This window comes from Mucilaginibacter sp. UYCu711 (genome assembly GCF_050433825.1).
Taxonomy (GTDB): Bacteria; Bacteroidota; Bacteroidia; order Sphingobacteriales; family Sphingobacteriaceae; genus Mucilaginibacter.
On the sequence record NZ_JBNPWM010000002.1, the window covers coordinates 454153 to 471876 of the forward strand.

Below are 17724 nucleotides of genomic sequence, written 5' to 3' on the forward strand. Positions count from 1 at the left end.
GTAACTACAGTTACCGGAGGGCGCGTAACCCGCCAAATTGAAATTTCCTGTTTGCCACTCAACTCCTTTCTTTTTTTCTTGCTCCGGGGAGCAAGCGGTTAATGATTAATTTATAAATCAAAGTAACCGCTTATAAGAACCTCAAAACAGTAGCAAAAGGGTAGCAATAAAAAGGGGCATTAATTTTAAATAAATGACAGGACTCCCTAATATATTCTATGCGCTAATAAACCATGTTCGATTTTATAGAGTTCCTGATAAAATAATATACAACCCTTTACTCCCCATGGTTGTAATTTATTCGCCTGCCGTTTCTTTCGGCGTAAGTTCTTTTTGGATGATCGAATCGATATCCTTTTTGATATTAAGATAATTGGCCATGATCATATCGCTGTCGATCTGCCGGACTACCGGCAATTCTTTATAAGCGCCCTCCTCATCTTTTATCGCCTGGTGGTCGTTGATAATTTCGTTATGAAATACTTTCAGATCAATTTTATTATCCGGATCATCGGCAACCAAACCTACAAACTCTCCTGATGACAAGGTTGCGATCTTGGATGCTGGTACTGCAAACTCTAATTGTGTTGATTTGCTTATCGACGTGTCCTGGCTATTGATGGTGATGCTCTGACGCTCCTGCATGATCTTACCGAACCGCTCGCTTAACTGCTTGGCTGTATCTCCGGTAACCTGCCCCGATAAAATATTACCCACAATATTCATGATCACCTCCGCCTGCTCCCGGCCATAATCCTTTTTCAACTGGCTATAATCCTGTACCGCTAAAGTAGTGGCTACTTTATTGGAGCGCGCGGTCGCGATCAAACTGTCAATATTATTAAAGTATATCGTAGGGAACTCATCAAAGATCAGGTTGCATTTTAGCTTGTTTTTCTGATTGACCAATTTAATAGTGCGGGAAATGTAGAGGCTTAATACCGCGCCATAGACCTGCTGCTTTAAAGGGTTGTTTCCCATACAGATGATCTTCGGATCAAGCGGATTATTGAGGTCTAATGAAAAGTCATTACCCGAAAGCACATAATAGAGTGATGGAGATACCAGCCGGGCCATACTGATCTTAGCGCTGGCGATCTGGCCCTCCAGTTGGTCGTAGGCCTCATTTTGCCAAGCGGAAATAAAGGGGTTGATCAATACTTCTATTTCAGGTTCTGTTCTCAATAACGCAAACAAGAACTTATATTCGACTTGCGCCAGTTCTATCGCGTGGGGTAAGGTGCAAAAGATACCTCCTTCATATTTTTTAAGGAACCAGATCAAGGCGGTTACAAAGTTTATCGGTGATTCAACAAAAAAGTCACCTTGCTTTTTGATCCATTCCCTGTTCAAACCCAGCATGAATGTCCTTGACGACTCCATCGCATCCGTGATATCCCACATACTGGCCGGGTCGAGAGGGTTACAGCGATGCGACCTGTTGAGGTCTTCAAAATTAATTACATAGAATTTCGGCTTGACTTTATAAACCGTGCTATTATTTAATAAAGTGTTATAAGCGATCCGGCTCAGGTCATCATATTTAAAATCGTAAAGGAACATGGTGAACCCTTTTTTAATATGCTGGGTAATGATGTGCCGAATAACAAAATAAGACTTACCGGCTCCGGGAGTACCCATGACCAATGAACCGCGAAAGGGATTGATGATATTGATCCAGCTATTCCGTTCCTTTCTTTTCAAATAGTATTTCGCGGGGAGATTAATGGAATATTCGTTTTCCAGTTTGCGTTCCTCCTGCGGAAAGGTTTCATTTTCATCATTGAATATATCCTTGTTCAGGTTGACATTGATGATGCGGTACATCATACTTACCCCAGTTAAGAAAAACAAAAAACCGGTAGTCGTTACCGAAATGTACAAGCTTGCTATTAAAAGATAAGAAACCTGTAGTTTAAATAAAATGCCACTTGTATAATACAGCACGAGTCCCAATAGCGAATAGGTCACACCGGTCGATAAATTAATCTTCTCATCTTTTTTTCCTTTAGTCCCGATCAGGGAAACGATCAGGAATATGATGGCGACCGATTTGGCGATCAACATACTTTTGAAAATGGAGAACTTGTAAATATTTACCAGTATCCTATTCACGATAGGATAGCTGAGGTGCATTTCACTGAACGCGCCATAGCAGCTAAAATAGAAGTGTAAGATCAAGATAAGGATTCCTAAAAACCTGGTAAAGTCGATGATCTTTCTTAATGCCTGTTCGTTTTCTCCGGTTTGCATAAGTTTAATTTTAGAGATTTAATTTTCTGCGTTTTTTCCTTTTTTTCTTCGGGCCGAATTGGTTTGGCAAAGTGTCGTTTGGGTCGAGCGGATTCAGCAATTCATCTAATAATCCATTCGCCCGCTGTTTTATAAATGGTTGATCCTGGTTTGGCGATGCACTTGTAGCTTTTTTAGCTATGTTATCCGCAGACGTTGCTACATTACCGGTTGGTTTATATTGCAATGATTCAATAATAGAAGCAGCACTATAATTCTTACCAAGGTCGCTGCCATTGAAAATGGCCTTATTTACCTGGTCGATGTAGCTTAGACCATAAATTCTGCCCTCACTATTTTGTCTTACGATAACCGTTACATTATTCTTATTCAAATTATTTTTAAATTGCTCCAGTGAAATTGCCTGCGACCTGACTTTATCAATCCGAGCCTTTAGGTTCTCCTTAAATGGCTTCCTTAAAAAGTCATTTAAGGAGAACCTATCTTCCAATAATTTCAAGATCGGCTTTGTGTAAATGCTGCTGGCCTTAATAGGTACCCCGATCTTATTGCCATTTTTGTCGAGAGCCCAATAGCGTAACCCGCCTTTATTGAACATGACCGATTCTTTTGTACCCTTATCTGCCGATACGTTGTATAAGTTCAGGATAGCGTTCAATTCCGGTAAGCTGGTGAACTTATAGGATTTGGTGACCTCGTTAACAATATTAGTTATTCCCCTTTTAGTGTCTGCAGCCCCATATTCAAATGGTTTGATATCCAGTTTTTGTATCTCTTCTTTCTTCTTGTCACTTGCCCTTACCAATCCAAAATCAATTTCGATGGCTTTACGGGCGGGCTCGGATACTAATTTGCCGATATTGTTGAGGCTGATCCTCTTACCGTCAGCCTGGATATTTGTGGTGACAATATGAATATGCGGATGCCCCGCATCAACGTGTTGGTAGACCAAGGAAGGCTGAAACTCAAACCCGATCCGTTTCATATAATCATCAGCTATCGCCACCAGCCGGTCTTTATTCATATGCTCACTTACATCGAAATTTAGGGAAAGGTGTACAGTGTTTGTTTTAGTCCTTATATTTCTTTCGGCCAGATCGGTTAGTCTAAAAAGCTTATCAAAAAACGATAGCGCTTCGTGGTTTTTCATATAGCCGCTCGCCGCGATCAGCGTTGCTTTTCCGGCCTTAACTTTGTTTTCGTTATAGTTCAAAGCCCCTATCAGGCTTTTTCCACTTTTAATTTTTGCGACCATAGATCAGCATATTTGTTCATTCGCTCCTTGATTTGAGTTATCGAAGGCTCCAGCTTTCCATTGATAATGGTTAGGAGGTTCATCCATAACCGGGTATCGGGAAACCCATGAGCACTGTTGATATTCCTAACCGCCTGGTTCAAGTTATTGCCGATAATGTTTAATTCCCGCCGGAGTAAGATCAGTTCCTCCAAAACTTCATCCATTGATTTGTCGCGGTGGATGATCGTAACCGGTTTACCCAATATCATCGCCCTTCCAAACTCACTTACATTTTGAAAAGTGGATTTTTTAAAGCGTTTATTTAGCAAGATTTCTTCGCTTGGTTTTAAACGAACCTTTATCCATTTTGAACGGTTTTCGTTTTCTGCTTCCATATTATATTAATTTAATCAAACCGACTTCGGAGGGTTTGACTATGGCCCCGAACCGACTTCGGAGGGAAGGGCAAGATCCGTTTGTGGTACAAACGTACATCTTGCTAACTGCAAAAAGACAGCAGTTTAAGTCCTCCGACAGGTCTTCAACCCTTGTCAAATCCTCCATTATTAAATAATTACGATCTTGTTCTAATACCCATATAACAATGGCTTTCAGGTTTCAACCTGCGGTGCTTTTGCATCGAGAAAGAAGTTAAGGGCGAGTATGTTGATCTCCTTTAAGGATAAATCTTGATCAATGCCATAGGACTTCATGCGCTTTAACAAGCCTTTCGGTATCCATGTATTTAGCTGGGCCTCTTCTTCCTTTTCCACCTCCCGCAGTTTTACCGGATGCACTTCCTGAATAGGCGTTTTTGGCGCATCCGACTTTAATTTGGTGGCCAGGTTTCCCAGCTTGTTTTTATATTCTTCCATGACTAAGTGACTATGATGTAATTACATATTTGCAATAAACTGTATTTACACAATTACATAAATGCAGAAACTTGTAAATGCATAAAACTGTAATTATGTATTTATGCACTGATATAGTCAACGATCTCTTCGGCAAGGGAAGTGATCTCTTCTTTGGCTTTTACATCCGCTGACTGGAGTATGCCGGAGGTCATAGAAGACCGTGTGATACTTACACGGTCATGAACCATCGTTTTTAAAAGCGGAGTTCCAAGGCTCTGCAACAGCTCCTTTATATCTTTGGTAATAGCAGACCGTGGTTTGATCATGTTCAATACAATGCCTGCTTTTAACTGTGGATTTTTTGCCTGCGAAAATTTGATCAAGGCGAGCGTTGACCGCACCGCCATGACATCAAAAAAACCGGCCTTCGTCGGAACCAATACAAAATCTGAAAACTGGAACAACTCCGTTAATTTGTTTGATAAGTAAGGTGGGGTATCCACAATTACCAGTTCATAATCCAAATTGGGAATATCGCTGATCTGCTCAGCAGATAAAATTGCTAATCCGGGAAAGTCATCCTTTACATGATATAGACTTCCCTGTAAATCTGAATCAACTAAGGCCACCCTTAATTGATCTTGGAAGCACAATGCCAGATTGAGTGCCATCGTGCTTTTTCCTACGCCACCTTTTTGGTGAGCTATTGTGATGATCTTTGCCATACTACATAAATCTAAATTGCTGTAAATACACATTTATGTAATCCTGTATTTTGAGAATTACATAGCAAAGGTGAGGGAAAGGCTTGCCGAATTACTCCGATATTCTCCGACTCGGATAACACTTTTCTTGTTCTTACGCAAATAGGTTGCGTACAAAGGCTATTGCTTTGCCACTTTATTAGGGATATATTTACGATAGCGCGGGAATAGGTGCCATCTCAAAATTATTAGACAATTAAGTTAAATGGGCAATAGCAAGTTATTTGGTAGTTGGAGTATAACCAATTGCAAACAGTATCCCGGAGAATTAGAAATAGATGGAGAAGCCGGAAAGGCCACCTTATTACTATACACTAAAGAATATCTTGATGGTTCAGTCATTAAAATTGCAAGTGATCAGGTACCGCATTATTTGCAATACATATTTGGTGATTCATCTCCTATGGGGAAAATTACATTGTATGATAGTAATTGGGCTGGGACATCTATGATTGGACAGGATCTCTACCTGACTAAATACCATGTTAAATACATCATCTATGGTGCCCATTTATTAGAGAAGGAAGATTTTCTAATCAAATCCGGGAAATTTAGTTTTCCTTATTTGGACAGCTTCTATAATGGGTGGGAGCATGCATCGCTAATGGCATCCGAATTCAATTTTGAATTAATTGATAAACCGACCATTCAGGAACTACAAATTAATGACGAATTGAAATTGATCTTTTATTCTATAATCACCCGCAACGTGTTAGAATTTACGGTTAGCTATACCATTGAGGCCAATTCATATTTGTTTTTCGAATATACCAAGCCTGTTACGTTTTCGCGGCTATTAAAAGATGCCGCAACATTTCGAAAACTTGTAGAGTTTTCTTATGGCGAACCTTCAGCGCATAAAATTCATGAAGTTCAAATAGCGCATGATCAAATCTCAAATAAAATAGATTTGATATCGCCAAGAGATTATACCAGATTTTCTATTGGCAACTTTTCGCTGCACAAAAACAAGGATATTAGTCGAGGTAGTTCTCATCAAAACCATATTCTGATTAGTAAATGGAAAATGTCGAGGGAAGCACTTGATATAGTAATTGTCAAGTGGTTTAGCAACGTTGATTTTTACAATATTTATGAATATTACCTGGATTCAAACAATTGGTTTCAAAAAAGCAAAGATGCCATCTTAAGCATCACGATGTTCAATAACCGATTTTTGAATTTAATTCAGGGCTTGGAGGACTATTATCGTGAGGTATTTGAAACCCCGAAAACAAAACAGGATAGGCTGGATTTTGAAGCAAAAAAGAAAGTTGTGTTGGGCCTTTTGAAAAGCAATCCAGAATTAAAAAAATGGGTAAACGATAAATTTAAGACACCACAATATGCGACCTTAGAGGAAAAGCTGCGTTTTATTGCAGGTCAATATTCAACTACGATACATCAGGCCTTCCATCCAATTCGCTGGGTTGACTTTCCAGACTCAGCTAAAGATTTAAGGAATAAGCTTTCACACGGATTAAATAAAGAAATCAATCTTGGTCAGCAAATTCATTTAGATTATAAAATTGCGCAATTGCTGCTTTGCATCTGCATACTTAAATCCCTGGAGGTTCCAGAATTAGAGAAAATGATTAAACTTAACTTGAAGCTCCAAAGATTGGTGCAAGAGATATTATATCAACAGCAATATATCCACTGATCTATAATTATGTAATTACAAATTCATGTAATTACAGATTTGCATATTTATGTATATCATCCTGCATTTGTGATTTATAGTTATCCTTATTAAAGATCATCGACTTATAACGTAAGTTTAAATTTATTACTGGCAATTCAAGTCATTTTCGTATATTTGAATTAACGAAAGTTCTTTAAAACAACTCAAATTACCTCAAGTTATCCGGTGTCTTAATCGGTGACTAACAGTTTTTAGATTTTATAAATACCTGTTGTTTAGCGTTATATCGAAATGGTTCGGGTCCCGTCCATTCCGCTGAAAACAATGTCAAAATTGCCTAAAAGCCTGTAAATCATCGATTTACAGGCTTTTTTATTTGGCTGAAAACACCAAAATATGCATATTTTAGCATAAAAAAGGTGAGCAATTCGGTGAGCATATTAAAGCTAAAAAGATGCTCACCAAAAACACGATAAGTAACTGATTTAGAAGATGTTCAGCGAGTGAACATCTTGATTGCAAGTGATGGAATAATCAATTTTGTTTCACTATTTAATTCATTTGTAATGAGAACTAACATCAATTTGCTTTTTTATTTAAAGAAGCGCTCTACCTACAAGACTGGCCCTGTAGCTATTTATCTGCGGTTTACAGTTGACGGCCAAAGGGCTGAAGCCTCAACGGGTAAAACTTGCGACCCTACCCGCTGGAATACGCAGTCAGGACGTGCTATCGGCACCAAAGAGGACGTTCGCAACCTAAACGCTTATCTCGACACTTTACAAGCCAAAGCCCAGGAGTTCCATCGCTGGATGACTGCCAACGATGAAATGATTACTGCCGAAAGCCTTAAAAATCGTTTTATTGGTAAAACAGAAAAGGCACGAACCTTGATTACTGTTTTTGAAGACCACAATCAAAAAATGCGCAGCCTGGTGGGTCAAGAATTTGAGAAGAGTACATTTCAGCGTTATGAAACAGCTTTAATGCATACTAAAGATTTTATGCAATGGCAGCACAATGTATCTGATATACCTATCACAAAAATCAATTTTGAATTCCTGAATGACTTTGAATACTATCTGCGGAGTGTGCGCAAGTGTGCGAACAACTCTGCGATCAAGTATATCAAAAACTTAGGCAAGATTGTCCGTATCTGTTTAGGAAACGGCTGGCTTACCGTTAACCCCTATCTGAATTATAAACCCAAAACAAAGAAAGTTCATCGGGTAGTGCTTACTAAAGAAGAATTGACAGCGATTGCCGAAAAGCAATTTCCCATAGACAGACTAAAATTGGTTAGGGACATTTTTTTGTTTAGCTGTTATACCGGGCTTGCCTATGTAGATGTTAAAAAGCTTAAACGTTCTGAAATGGTTAAGGGGATTGACGGCGATCTCTGGATCTATACCAACCGCCAAAAAACGGATACTTTATCCCGAATTCCTATTTTACCTGCCGCATTAAAGGTTATTGAGAGGTACGAAGACAATCCACAATGCATTGCCGATGATCTATTGCTGCCGGTAATGAGCAACCAAAAGATGAACGCCTATTTAAAGGAAATAGCCGACTTGTGCGGCATTTCCAAATTATTGACTTTCCATATTGCCCGGCATACGTTTGCGACCACTGTAACGCTTAATAACGGCGTTCCTATCGAGAGCGTGGCGAAGATGATGGGGCACACTAGCATCAAGACTACGCAGATCTATGCCAAGGTAATGGACCATAAGATCAGTGCCGATATGGCTGCTCTTAAAATCAAGTTGTCATCAATTAACTAATTACTAACCGTCAATTGACAAATATTCACAAATATTAGGCATTTTATCCAGTTATTGTTAGATTTGGGTATGATAAAAGAAATCAATAAACGAGTAGTGTTGGTGCAATGGAAACGTTTTGCAGGCATTGACATTGATGTATTTTCAAGTCTGAAAGGTTTTTGTGATAGCTACCCGGATTTTAATTATCATACCCTTAATAATTATCTTTCTAAAAAAAAGGTCCCATTTGAAAACGAGGAGGTTAAAATAGAACGGCAACCGCTGATACAAAAAATCAGCAGGCCCAATCTGTCGCCCGTGTTATTCTGGGATTTTGAGTTTGATAAAATTGATTGGAGGCGATCAAGGCTGACTATTATAGAGCGGGTGCTTAATAAAGGCAACCATTCAGAATGGGCGGAAATGATCCGATTTTATGGCAGAGATAATTTAGTCCATGCTTTAAAGGAAGAAATCAACTATTTAACCGATATGACTGTAGAAGCTGTTTGTGAATATTTTCAATTGAGCAAAACTGAGCTCAAATGTTACACGAAGAAACAGTTAAACCAGGGACACTGGATCTAATTCAAAAGCTGATGCGAGATCAGCAGTTCAATTCTTTTTATCTTGTTGGCGGAACTGCTTTAGCACTGAAGCTAGGCCACAGAGAATCCATTGATATAGACCTCTTTAATATTGGAGATTTTGACGCCGTAAAATTAGCGGATCATTTGGAAAAACAATATCACGCGTTAATCAGAGGACAAAGAAACAACTACGTTAGCGGGAGTATTGCTAAGGTAGATTTTGACCTGATTAGTCATAAATACCCCGCAGTTAAACAAATCGAAACCATTCAAGGTATTCGGATGATGTCTTTAGAAGATATTGCTGCCATGAAAATAAACGCGATAGTTCATAGCGGGCAGCGAATAAAAGACTTTATAGATATTCATTACCTACTGCAAGAATTTGAGTATAAAGACATCCTGGAATTTTATTCTAGTAAATATCCTAATGTGAATCAAATTCAAGCCCGTAACTCGCTTCTTTACCATAAGGATATTGATTTTAATGTTCCTGTGATTCTTAAAGATAAAAGCCTAAGATGGCATCATGTAAGTACAAGCATTAACAATGCCATAGCAAAACATGATAGGGAACCGCAAAATCCAGGATTTAATCAAGACGATGAAAATTCTGAAGATATAGGACCTGACAGAGGTGGTCCTAGGAGATAGTAGATTTTGTCAATTTTAAGTAATGCGGAGAATGACTGTTTTATTCTCCGCAAATTTGCGGAGAATATTATGTAGTAACTATATAGCTGTGTATCTGTATAATCAGATATACAGCTATATAATAAAAGGTAATAATACGGCACTTGGACAGAGCGAAGTTTAGCTATTCCAGATATTTGCGGTTCTGGCATTGTAAGGAGTAACTTTGCATTTAAATTTTTTTTCAATTTCCAATATATGTTTTAAGTCTTCGTCTGAAAACACACCAATATAAACACTCCAAAGTTTCTCCTTTATCTTCATTCCATGTTTGGTTGCGATGTTAATTGCATCAATAATATGTGTATCGTAATCACCAAAATTGAAACCAAATGTTATTAGTGAGCCTTCTATATTTGACAACTGATCATAACAAAAAGTTAAATACTTATTATGCATAATATGAGACAACTTCTCTTTTCCATTCCCAGCAGTTACAAAAATAGGATACTCCTTATTGTCAATTTTGTTTTTTACATTTTCTAAAAGATAATGTTCTGTATCATACTCCTCTTTGATAATGAGAATACCATCGTCAAAAATTGGTAAGGTGCCATGCAAATAATAAATATTTTGTTCGTCTTTGTGTTTACCCCAGCGTAATTCAGAATATTCTAAATCTTCTTTGGGAACATAAGTACCACTCTCAATATCTGTCAGTAAATCCCTACCAAATCCATCAATGGCATTTTTTGCATGATTCCTCATTAACACCCAATAAGGCAATAAATCGTAATTTGTAGAAAAAACATATCCATCATTACCAAGATATTCTTGCAGAAACCTATCACATGACAAACTTTGTGCTTCAGGCATTTTAAACACGTGTTCAGGGTGAAGTTCTTTCACTGCATCAATAAGACTGTTTTTAAGCTGTTCGCTTACAACTTTTATTTTTTCGACTATAGTTTTGTCTTGACTAAATATGTCAGCTATTTCGCAAAAATTATCTAACTGTTGCATAATAACTTCGAAATTCTTCGTGTTTAATTTTTCGAACAGTTGTATAATTAGAGGGTCGCCTGTCTTTTCAATAAAATTACTCAAGGCATTATAGGAGAAGATATCTTTGTCATATGACATGCTAAATCCATTTCCGAAAAGTAAATGTTTTTTCCTTTTCACACGTTTAAGAACGTCTTCATAGGTCATAAGTTCAGCAAATGTCATCAGGGATAAGCTTAAAGGTTTGGATTATAAATATATCTCTTAAATAGTTAACAATCAACTATTATATATTGAGCAATAGTACATTCCTAAAACTTCACCCTTGTCCAAAGTAGCGTTTTATTACCTAATAAAATTAATTCCAGTTGGTTCAACCTGATTTAAATAGCCTCCTGATCTTTCTCCGTTAGCCATTCATCATAAGCATTAGTAATTGGATCAAGCCAATCTGCTATATGATTTGCCCAGGAAATCCATTCACCGTCAGGATTTGGTATAGCAGCAAGATACTCACGAAGAAGCTGAGCCTGTTTCCACCGCTTAGCTTTGACCATTAGTTCCTGAAATCCTTTTTGCTCCTGCCGCTGACGTATTTCTCGTTCTGCTTGTATTCTCCTTTGTCTCTCCCAGTTTTCCTGCCATAGCCGTGCTTTTTCTAAATACTCTTCCTCTTGCTTAGCGGCCAATTCCAGCTTTGCTAATATCTTAGGTAGTTGATCTTCAAGTAACTGAATTTTTAAATCTTTCCATTCTGCTCTTAACCTGCCATCAAGCCGAAATGAAAGGTTACCGTTCGGGCGCCATTCAAAATCTTGATACGGTTTATTATGCACCCTGAATTTATTTGTCTGCTCTCTAAAATTGACGCGAAGTTTTATATTACGAATAATCACATAATTGGCGTCATTATCCACTTCATAAAGATAGCCCTTGGCACGTATACATTTAATCAGCGTATCCATAAAGCGAAGGGCCCGACCAGCATTTGATGAGGCTACACGTATATCCAATTGGCCTTTTGCTGTTACAGCCATTCCGGGATGATTAACATCGGTAAGTTTAGACAGGCTTTCTTTTGCGGCGATAGTTAAAATATCTGGTTTTGTTAGGCGTTCAGGAACCTTAAAAGGAAGTTTCTCTAACGTCACTTGCTTAACAAGCCGATCCAACTCGGAAACTTTCTTGACCTGTTGATCTGGTGGGCGTTCGTCCAATTCAGCGAACGCTTTTCCTTTCCATGATGTTGATAATTTAGGCTTCCTGAGTTCATAACCTGCTTTTACTTTAGCCCAGTCTCCACTTTTCGGAATAGGGATATTCAGACGGATGCACAATTTACGAAAGCCAACATCCGATATAATATACTTCTTGGCGATCTCAGTCATTGGCAACTCCCAAACCATCTCGTATATCTCTTCTCTTGTAAACCTGATCATAGTACTGGTGCTGCTGCTCTTAATTCATCTGTATTAAATTCACCGAGGCTTCGCAAGTATTTAAGTGTTACAACTACTGAAGAATGTGCCATCATTTTCTGAACCATGTACACATCCTTTGTTCGTCGGAAAACATTGATTGCTGCGGTATGCCTAAAGGAATACAAAGTTTGTTTCGGATAGATTAGTCCGTGGCTTAGCATTATCTTTTTCTCACGTGACCATTGTTTAGCGAAATAGGTGTAGTTGAAGGGTTCTTTAGTTAAGCTGAAGATATTGTCGTCTCTTTTTAATTGGGCGAGCACCGGGTCAAGTTCTTCTCTTACATAATCAGGAACAAAAGCGACTCTTACCCTGCCGCCCTTATTTTCATTGCCCGCTAAGTGAATCTCTGTGTTACCGGCTTTAAAATGCTTTTTTGTAAGTAATCTTATCTCCTCGTGTGGCCGTAATAAGCAACCGTAGGTCATCAGGCAACAGCGATATAGATTGGTGTGGTTACCCTTCAGGAAATCAAGTACAGACTGCAACTGCTCTTTTTCATAAGCTAAATGAAGCGTAGCTTTTATTTTCCGTACCTCTGTCTTTCTAACTGTCATCAGATTTTTGTCTATTAACTTAGTGGCGGTATTAAAAAGCACGCTTAAATCGCGCCTTTTATTCATGTAGTGCGTAGCAGATGAATTGTATCGCTGAAGGAATTCTTCAATTTGAGCTGTTTTTAATTTTTTGATTGAAGTCTCACGACCATCTTCTCCCAGAAAAGCCATGAAATGGTTGTAAACATATCGTAGGCTGTCTTTATGCTGTTTACTAATATCAGATGTAAGTTTTTTGTCAAGGGCCTGTTTGAAAAGAAAGGCGGTAGATTTGTTGTTATAAATATTATCCATTCGGCAAACATCTGTTTATCCTCAATAATTAGCCGAGTTAAGTTTTCTTTTTTGACAGCTACGAACGATACTACCTTAATCATCATGTAAGCAACTAAAAGCAAAGCCGGATAAAATGTCAAGGGCGAGCCAGCCGCTGAAAGCTTGCTACACGGCTCGCTTGTATACCCTTGACTTTTTACTCCGGCTTGGGCTACCTTTGCGGTAGTGGTGAATAAGGTGGTTTCACTGCCTAATAATATTAACGACTGATACCTCCTCTGCCTTGACTTTTCCTGTTTCGGCTTCTCCCATATATTGCCTCATCATCTATATCATCGCTTATTTCAAAGCCGTAAGAATCATAATGGCCGTTATCGCGATCAATAGGGGAATCATCATGAAGAATATAAACATCCTCACCTGCTTCAAAATCTCTTTGTGGTTTTGATCCACCTTCTTCTCCAATCTTATCTGCCCCTCTTGAATTTCCTTCGTCAAAGTTAGGATCAGTTGGACCGCTTGTATAAAGTTCATCACCTCTTTTTCCTCCATATTGGTTTGGTTTGACCTCTCCGCTTGACCATGATTGATCTCCATAGTTTGTTCTTGTTCTGCTGTTTGCTTCGCTAATTGCTTTGCCATCTCTAATTTGCTCATAGTTGATTTGTTTAATCAGTTCTGCCCATTTAAATCTGTTGCCTAAAGCTTGTCCTTTTATTTTAAAGCCATTATGAAAATAGGTAATGCCCGATATCTTCCCAGTCGTCGCCTGGTTGAAAAGAAAATGAATTCCTTGCCGCTCGCCTCGTTTTATTAGCTCTTCAATTGAAATACTCCCCTGATCAATGATGTTGATTAGTTTGTTTTGAAGGAGCAGTTTATCTGAAGGTTTACCTGTTCTTAAGCTCTGTTCAATTTCTCCGATTTTAGCTGCTTTTAAAGAAGTCTCTTTACTTGATTGAACTGCCTTCAAATTATACTTTCGTTCCAGCTTCCTAATAATGTCTTCACTTCGTTTGAAATTGTTGCTGTCTGAAACCACTGTTCCGTCAAATGAAATTCGATTTACCAGTAAGTGTATATGTGGATGAGGTGCATCATGATGGCGGAAGATCATATACTGATTATTAGTATATCCGCTTTCCTGTAGATAATCATGGGCGATTAACAACAATTTATTGTTGTCCAGTTGGTCTTCAATAGAAAAGTTAAGGCTGGTATGGTAAACATAACGGCTAAGGTTGGGCTTTAAGCTTCTGATTAATCTAAGCTCCTGCTGTATCATCCTCGAATCAGGGGATGCGAAACTGCTGTCCAACAATTCTGCTCTCTTCTTTTGGTCAGGATGATAAAGTTTTTTTATATTATAGTTCAGTGCTCCTACAAAACTTTTACCTATTTTCTGACTTGCTATCATAAAACAATCCCCTAATAATTTTCTCCTCCTGCGCTTTTAGTTTATTTAAAAGCGCAAGTAGTCCGATAGGCAATTTACCCGCATTCAACTGCTTAGTTTGTTGATTAATATTTACCCCGATTTTTTTTAATTCCACATAAGTGTCCAAATCAACTTTGGGTATTCTTGCCTCTGGAAACTTTCCCTTAAAAAGTTTTTCCCTTATAAGTACCACGGGAGGTAAACCGCAAATTACTGCGGCTTTATCCAGCTTTTTCTTTTCTTCTTTAGTCAGCTTTAAAGTGATCCTTTCTGACCTTTTTTCCTCCTTTGATAACTCTGGCCTTCCCATAAATTTTTATGCTGAACGAAGTGAAGTATAACGGGTCCGGGTGTCCCGGCAAGCGTTTCGGGAGGCCCGAAACATGGCTTGCTTTAAACAACCGGATAATATATTGGTATATGCAGATAGCTGCATATGTGGATTGTAAAACCAGAGCTTTGCTGCCATTTTTTCACCCGATCCATCTCGCGTTGTTATTCTGTTACACTGTTACTTCGATAGTCAGTTCTACTAATGTTTGGTTATACTGTTACTACGATAGTTGCGTATAGTGTTATTAAGATCAACCATTACACTACGGTATGCTCTCCGGCCAATACATCAAACTTCCCTCTATTGGATGATACGAAGGCTCATAACGTATATATCCGTAAGTAACTAACTCCTTTATACATTTGTGATAAGTAGCAAATGACGAAATTCGGGTATATGACATTAGCCGCCTGCGGCTGATTGAAAAAGGGCTATTAAATCCATTTCGTTGCCAACTGACAAATACAGCTGTAAAAAGACTAATATGACTAGCGTACAAATGTTTATTACCAGCCATAAGTTTGACACGTTCTAAATAAACCTCTAACTCCTTATCTTTAATAATCGACTTCAATGGCGACCTCCTTCCAGAATTTTATAAATGTCCTCCAACTTGTAATACATCATGCCGCCGATTTTAGTATAACAAAGGGTGCCATTAACACGAAGATTTTGGAGTGTCCCCGGTGAAATGTTTAATAGCTTTCTTACCTCATTGCTTTTTAACCATTGTTTTTGTTGTCCTTTTCCCGGCTGAACAATAGCCCTTATATCTTCCAGTAATTCTATCTTAAACGCCTTCAGATCCTCTTTTGTAATCAACTCAATTGCTGTCATTACTAATAAATTAATTGTTAATATTTCATAATTATTATCCGTCTGTGCAGTAATTGTGGATCTAACCTCGCTAATTGCACCTCAGTTGGTTTGATATCAAAACAAATGTAAGGCAATGTTTTGATAATTTAAAATATGTCAAAACAAATTATTATCTTTGAATTATTAAATCAGCAATTGACATAATTAGATTTAGCGGCTTTTGATGAGATTTGATTTATTACAGTGTTATTATCAACATTGAACCTGTTCAAAAACGGCAGAATCCTATTAGAAAATATTTTTAATATAAAATGAAAATAAGTTTCAAGACCTACCTAAATGACCGGCTAAAGCAGGTGGATTTTTATGGGCAGCTTACTCATCCGCTGTATGTACAGGTAACTTATGAGCGTAAGTCTATTTTTTTCAAAAGCTATTTTTTTGAATTATTCTCTAAGCCGAGGTATGCTATGCAACTGCAGGATGGCAGCATCAAAGGGCCTGATTTAGAGCAAATAATTGAAAAGGAAAATGAAGTTATCCGTTTTGTAATAGATAAGCTTAAGGATGGATTCTCATTAGAGGCGTTTAAAAAGCTTTACGCCCATTTTAGTACTGACCTTTGCGATGCTACAGAATTCGACTTTATTACATACCTATATTCGTTTTTCGATGATAAAGAAATGCCACATATGGCTGAATTAATAAAGTGGGGTACATTGCATCTCGTCACCTATGATCTAGTTATGGAATTCAAAAAAACACTTAAGAAATCTCTATACAATGAACTCATTGAGCAGGCCTTTGAAAAGGCACCGCCATATCTACAATTATATAGCTTTGTAATGCACTATAAACGTTGGCCATTGCAATGTCTTACTGCGATGGAATGGGATAATATTGAAACGATTAAGTCTTTTAAAAATCATGTAGAACTGCATTATCCGCATATGAAATCTACTAAACTAATTGGACTGGTGAATGCATGGCCGAGCTATAGGAGAAAATCTTTTTAATTATTTATTCAGATGTGATAATATAAATAATGATTCACTCAAGCTTCTTCAAAATATCTTACGGTTCCGATCTTACCTAATATGTTGGTTAGGTTCGGAGATCGGTTACCCGGGTCGTTTTCGTCGGACGTGGTCATGCCGATGTTGTTATTAACCTGTTCGGTTTCCAGATTGTCCACGATTATTTTAATATCTTCCCTTAAAAAATAGTAATCGTAGGCGATCTGCTCGACTTCAGCCAAAGTTATCTCACTGATGATGAAGCGATGGATTACCCGGTTGCGATCTTCATAGAGTTCAGACAATTCTTTATAAAGATCGTCGGTGATGATACCTAAGGAAAGCGCTGTTTTGTAGACATCTTTTTCAGATTTCTTTTTGTCCGAAGGCCCCTGGTAGATCCATTCCCGTTCGATAAGGTCATTGTTGTTGAGTAGTTGTTTTTTGAGGACGATGCCGATGCGCAATAAGGAATCGATTTGGTTGCCGAACAGGCAGGTTGCTTCAAAGAAGGCTTTATTTTCGACGGCTTTTTTTACTAATAGATTGGTGGCACCCATGCCTTGCAGGAATACCTGGAAGCGGTGGGATGTTACGATTTGGTCGCGATGTTCTTCCGGTAACATATCGAAAGATGAAAAAACTGTAAAGACAACTTTTAGCTTGTTTTCCAGTTCAATCTGGCGATATTCTTTTTTGTAATGTGGCTTATAGGTAAAGGAAAAGTAGACATGATAGTAACCGTAAACCGTAGACCATGCTTTGGTTATTAACCCATTACTTTTTGAATCTTTGTGTGCCCGGCAATCAAAATCGCCGACTTGTGTGGGTGGTAAATAACTTAAATTCTCGGCTAAGTTCGTGCGTTCGGCTTCGGTCACAGCCATTACCGATAACTGAAAACAATCGTCATCGTGGCTTTCGTTATCCTCGAAGCTATGCACGCGGTTTTCCATTACCCAATACCGCCAGGTCGGCGGGATGAGCATTTGAAAAGTGCCGTCGGGGTCAATGATCTTTCTAAAAACGGTTTGTTTGATTAATTCCATA

17 protein-coding genes are annotated in these 17724 nt (G+C 38.2%); 5 read left to right on the forward strand and 12 right to left on the reverse strand.

What is annotated here, in order from left to right:
* Window positions 1-297: 297 nt before the first annotated feature.
* From mobC to ABIB50_RS06035, 5 genes are all read right to left on the reverse strand, one after another.
* Entirely contained in the window at window positions 298-2253 is a 1956-nt protein-coding gene (gene mobC, locus ABIB50_RS06015) for a conjugal transfer protein MobC (protein WP_429378101.1), read from the reverse strand.
* 10 nt (window positions 2254-2263) lie between these two features.
* Window positions 2264-3508, reverse strand: a complete 1245-nt coding sequence (locus tag ABIB50_RS06020; RefSeq protein ID WP_429378102.1) for a relaxase/mobilization nuclease domain-containing protein — start codon at window positions 3506-3508, stop codon at window positions 2264-2266.
* Window positions 3475-3885, reverse strand: coding sequence for a plasmid mobilization protein (locus tag ABIB50_RS06025; RefSeq protein ID WP_429378104.1), 411 nt, complete (start codon window positions 3883-3885; stop codon window positions 3475-3477). The genes ABIB50_RS06020 and ABIB50_RS06025 overlap by 34 nt, the downstream gene beginning before the upstream one ends.
* Before the next feature lie 216 nt (window positions 3886-4101).
* Complete coding sequence (locus tag ABIB50_RS06030; protein WP_429378106.1) at window positions 4102-4365, reverse strand: hypothetical protein; 264 nt, start codon at window positions 4363-4365, stop codon at window positions 4102-4104.
* A gap of 101 nt (window positions 4366-4466) precedes the next feature.
* Entirely contained in the window at window positions 4467-5072 is a 606-nt protein-coding gene (locus ABIB50_RS06035) for an AAA family ATPase (protein ID WP_429378107.1), read from the reverse strand.
* A gap of 244 nt (window positions 5073-5316) precedes the next feature.
* Here ABIB50_RS06035 and ABIB50_RS06040 point away from each other — a divergent pair, with 244 nt between their 5' ends.
* The 4 genes from ABIB50_RS06040 to ABIB50_RS06055 all read left to right on the forward strand — a co-directional run bounded on the left by ABIB50_RS06040 (window position 5317) and on the right by ABIB50_RS06055 (window position 9769).
* Complete coding sequence (locus ABIB50_RS06040; RefSeq protein ID WP_429378109.1) at window positions 5317-6774, forward strand: HEPN domain-containing protein; 1458 nt, start codon at window positions 5317-5319, stop codon at window positions 6772-6774.
* 548 nt (window positions 6775-7322) lie between these two features.
* Window positions 7323-8543 carry a site-specific integrase gene (locus ABIB50_RS06045; protein WP_429378110.1) on the forward strand — a complete coding sequence of 407 codons (1221 nt, stop codon included), beginning with the start codon at window positions 7323-7325 and terminating at the stop codon, window positions 8541-8543.
* Window positions 8544-8612: 69 nt separating this feature from the next.
* Window positions 8613-9113, forward strand: a complete 501-nt coding sequence (locus ABIB50_RS06050) for a DUF6922 domain-containing protein (RefSeq protein ID WP_429378111.1) — start codon at window positions 8613-8615, stop codon at window positions 9111-9113.
* Window positions 9071-9769, forward strand: a complete 699-nt coding sequence (locus ABIB50_RS06055) for a nucleotidyl transferase AbiEii/AbiGii toxin family protein (RefSeq protein ID WP_429378112.1) — start codon at window positions 9071-9073, stop codon at window positions 9767-9769. The genes ABIB50_RS06050 and ABIB50_RS06055 overlap by 43 nt, the downstream gene beginning before the upstream one ends.
* A gap of 159 nt (window positions 9770-9928) precedes the next feature.
* Here the strand turns inward: ABIB50_RS06055 and ABIB50_RS06060 are convergent, their stop codons facing one another.
* The 6 genes from ABIB50_RS06060 to ABIB50_RS06085 form a co-directional block, all read right to left on the reverse strand.
* Window positions 9929-10978, reverse strand: a complete 1050-nt coding sequence (locus tag ABIB50_RS06060) for a DUF4917 family protein (protein ID WP_429378113.1) — start codon at window positions 10976-10978, stop codon at window positions 9929-9931.
* A gap of 158 nt (window positions 10979-11136) precedes the next feature.
* Entirely contained in the window at window positions 11137-12141 is a 1005-nt protein-coding gene (locus ABIB50_RS06065) for a hypothetical protein (protein WP_429378115.1), read from the reverse strand.
* Window positions 12142-12188: 47 nt separating this feature from the next.
* Window positions 12189-13085, reverse strand: a complete 897-nt coding sequence (locus tag ABIB50_RS06070; RefSeq protein WP_429378117.1) for a tyrosine-type recombinase/integrase — start codon at window positions 13083-13085, stop codon at window positions 12189-12191.
* Between the two features lie 241 nt (window positions 13086-13326).
* Window positions 13327-14484 carry a relaxase/mobilization nuclease domain-containing protein gene (locus ABIB50_RS06075; RefSeq protein WP_429378119.1) on the reverse strand — a complete coding sequence of 386 codons (1158 nt, stop codon included), beginning with the start codon at window positions 14482-14484 and terminating at the stop codon, window positions 13327-13329.
* Window positions 14459-14815: a plasmid mobilization protein gene (locus ABIB50_RS06080; RefSeq protein ID WP_429378121.1), complete on the reverse strand. Its 357-nt coding sequence runs from the start codon at window positions 14813-14815 to the stop codon at window positions 14459-14461. The genes ABIB50_RS06075 and ABIB50_RS06080 overlap by 26 nt, the downstream gene beginning before the upstream one ends.
* A 594-nt stretch (window positions 14816-15409) precedes the next feature.
* A complete protein-coding gene (locus ABIB50_RS06085; protein WP_429378122.1) occupies window positions 15410-15676 on the reverse strand; it encodes a helix-turn-helix domain-containing protein in 267 nt (88 codons plus the stop codon).
* Between the two features lie 293 nt (window positions 15677-15969).
* On the opposite strand from ABIB50_RS06085, the gene ABIB50_RS06090 reads away from it, so the two are divergent.
* Window positions 15970-16674: a hypothetical protein gene (locus ABIB50_RS06090; RefSeq protein ID WP_429378124.1), complete on the forward strand. Its 705-nt coding sequence runs from the start codon at window positions 15970-15972 to the stop codon at window positions 16672-16674.
* Window positions 16675-16712: 38 nt separating this feature from the next.
* Here ABIB50_RS06090 and ABIB50_RS06095 read toward each other — a convergent pair whose 3' ends face one another.
* On the reverse strand, window positions 16713-17723 hold the full coding sequence (locus tag ABIB50_RS06095; protein ID WP_429378125.1) for a hypothetical protein: 1011 nt from the start codon (window positions 17721-17723) through the stop codon (window positions 16713-16715).
* Between the last annotated feature and the right edge of the window lies 1 nt (window position 17724).

What these genes read in the sequence shown, in the direction of transcription:
- mobC (WP_429378101.1), bottom strand. Translation starts at nt 2,253, where the DNA reads ATGCAAACCGGAGAAAACGAACAGGCATTAAGAAAGATCATCGACTTT.
- ABIB50_RS06020 (WP_429378102.1), bottom strand. Translation starts at nt 3,508, where the DNA reads ATGGTCGCAAAAATTAAAAGTGGAAAAAGCCTGATAGGGGCTTTGAAC.
- ABIB50_RS06025 (WP_429378104.1), bottom strand. Translation starts at nt 3,885, where the DNA reads ATGGAAGCAGAAAACGAAAACCGTTCAAAATGGATAAAGGTTCGTTTA.
- ABIB50_RS06030 (WP_429378106.1), bottom strand. Translation starts at nt 4,365, where the DNA reads ATGGAAGAATATAAAAACAAGCTGGGAAACCTGGCCACCAAATTAAAG.
- ABIB50_RS06035 (WP_429378107.1), bottom strand. Translation starts at nt 5,072, where the DNA reads ATGGCAAAGATCATCACAATAGCTCACCAAAAAGGTGGCGTAGGAAAA.
- ABIB50_RS06040 (WP_429378109.1), top strand. Translation starts at nt 5,317, where the DNA reads ATGGGCAATAGCAAGTTATTTGGTAGTTGGAGTATAACCAATTGCAAA.
- ABIB50_RS06045 (WP_429378110.1), top strand. Translation starts at nt 7,323, where the DNA reads ATGAGAACTAACATCAATTTGCTTTTTTATTTAAAGAAGCGCTCTACC.
- ABIB50_RS06050 (WP_429378111.1), top strand. Translation starts at nt 8,613, where the DNA reads ATGATAAAAGAAATCAATAAACGAGTAGTGTTGGTGCAATGGAAACGT.
- ABIB50_RS06055 (WP_429378112.1), top strand. Translation starts at nt 9,071, where the DNA reads ATGTTACACGAAGAAACAGTTAAACCAGGGACACTGGATCTAATTCAA.
- ABIB50_RS06060 (WP_429378113.1), bottom strand. Translation starts at nt 10,978, where the DNA reads ATGACATTTGCTGAACTTATGACCTATGAAGACGTTCTTAAACGTGTG.
- ABIB50_RS06065 (WP_429378115.1), bottom strand. Translation starts at nt 12,141, where the DNA reads ATGACTGAGATCGCCAAGAAGTATATTATATCGGATGTTGGCTTTCGT.
- ABIB50_RS06070 (WP_429378117.1), bottom strand. Translation starts at nt 13,085, where the DNA reads ATGGATAATATTTATAACAACAAATCTACCGCCTTTCTTTTCAAACAG.
- ABIB50_RS06075 (WP_429378119.1), bottom strand. Translation starts at nt 14,484, where the DNA reads ATGATAGCAAGTCAGAAAATAGGTAAAAGTTTTGTAGGAGCACTGAAC.
- ABIB50_RS06080 (WP_429378121.1), bottom strand. Translation starts at nt 14,815, where the DNA reads ATGGGAAGGCCAGAGTTATCAAAGGAGGAAAAAAGGTCAGAAAGGATC.
- ABIB50_RS06085 (WP_429378122.1), bottom strand. Translation starts at nt 15,676, where the DNA reads ATGACAGCAATTGAGTTGATTACAAAAGAGGATCTGAAGGCGTTTAAG.
- ABIB50_RS06090 (WP_429378124.1), top strand. Translation starts at nt 15,970, where the DNA reads ATGAAAATAAGTTTCAAGACCTACCTAAATGACCGGCTAAAGCAGGTG.
- ABIB50_RS06095 (WP_429378125.1), bottom strand. Translation starts at nt 17,723, where the DNA reads ATGGAATTAATCAAACAAACCGTTTTTAGAAAGATCATTGACCCCGAC.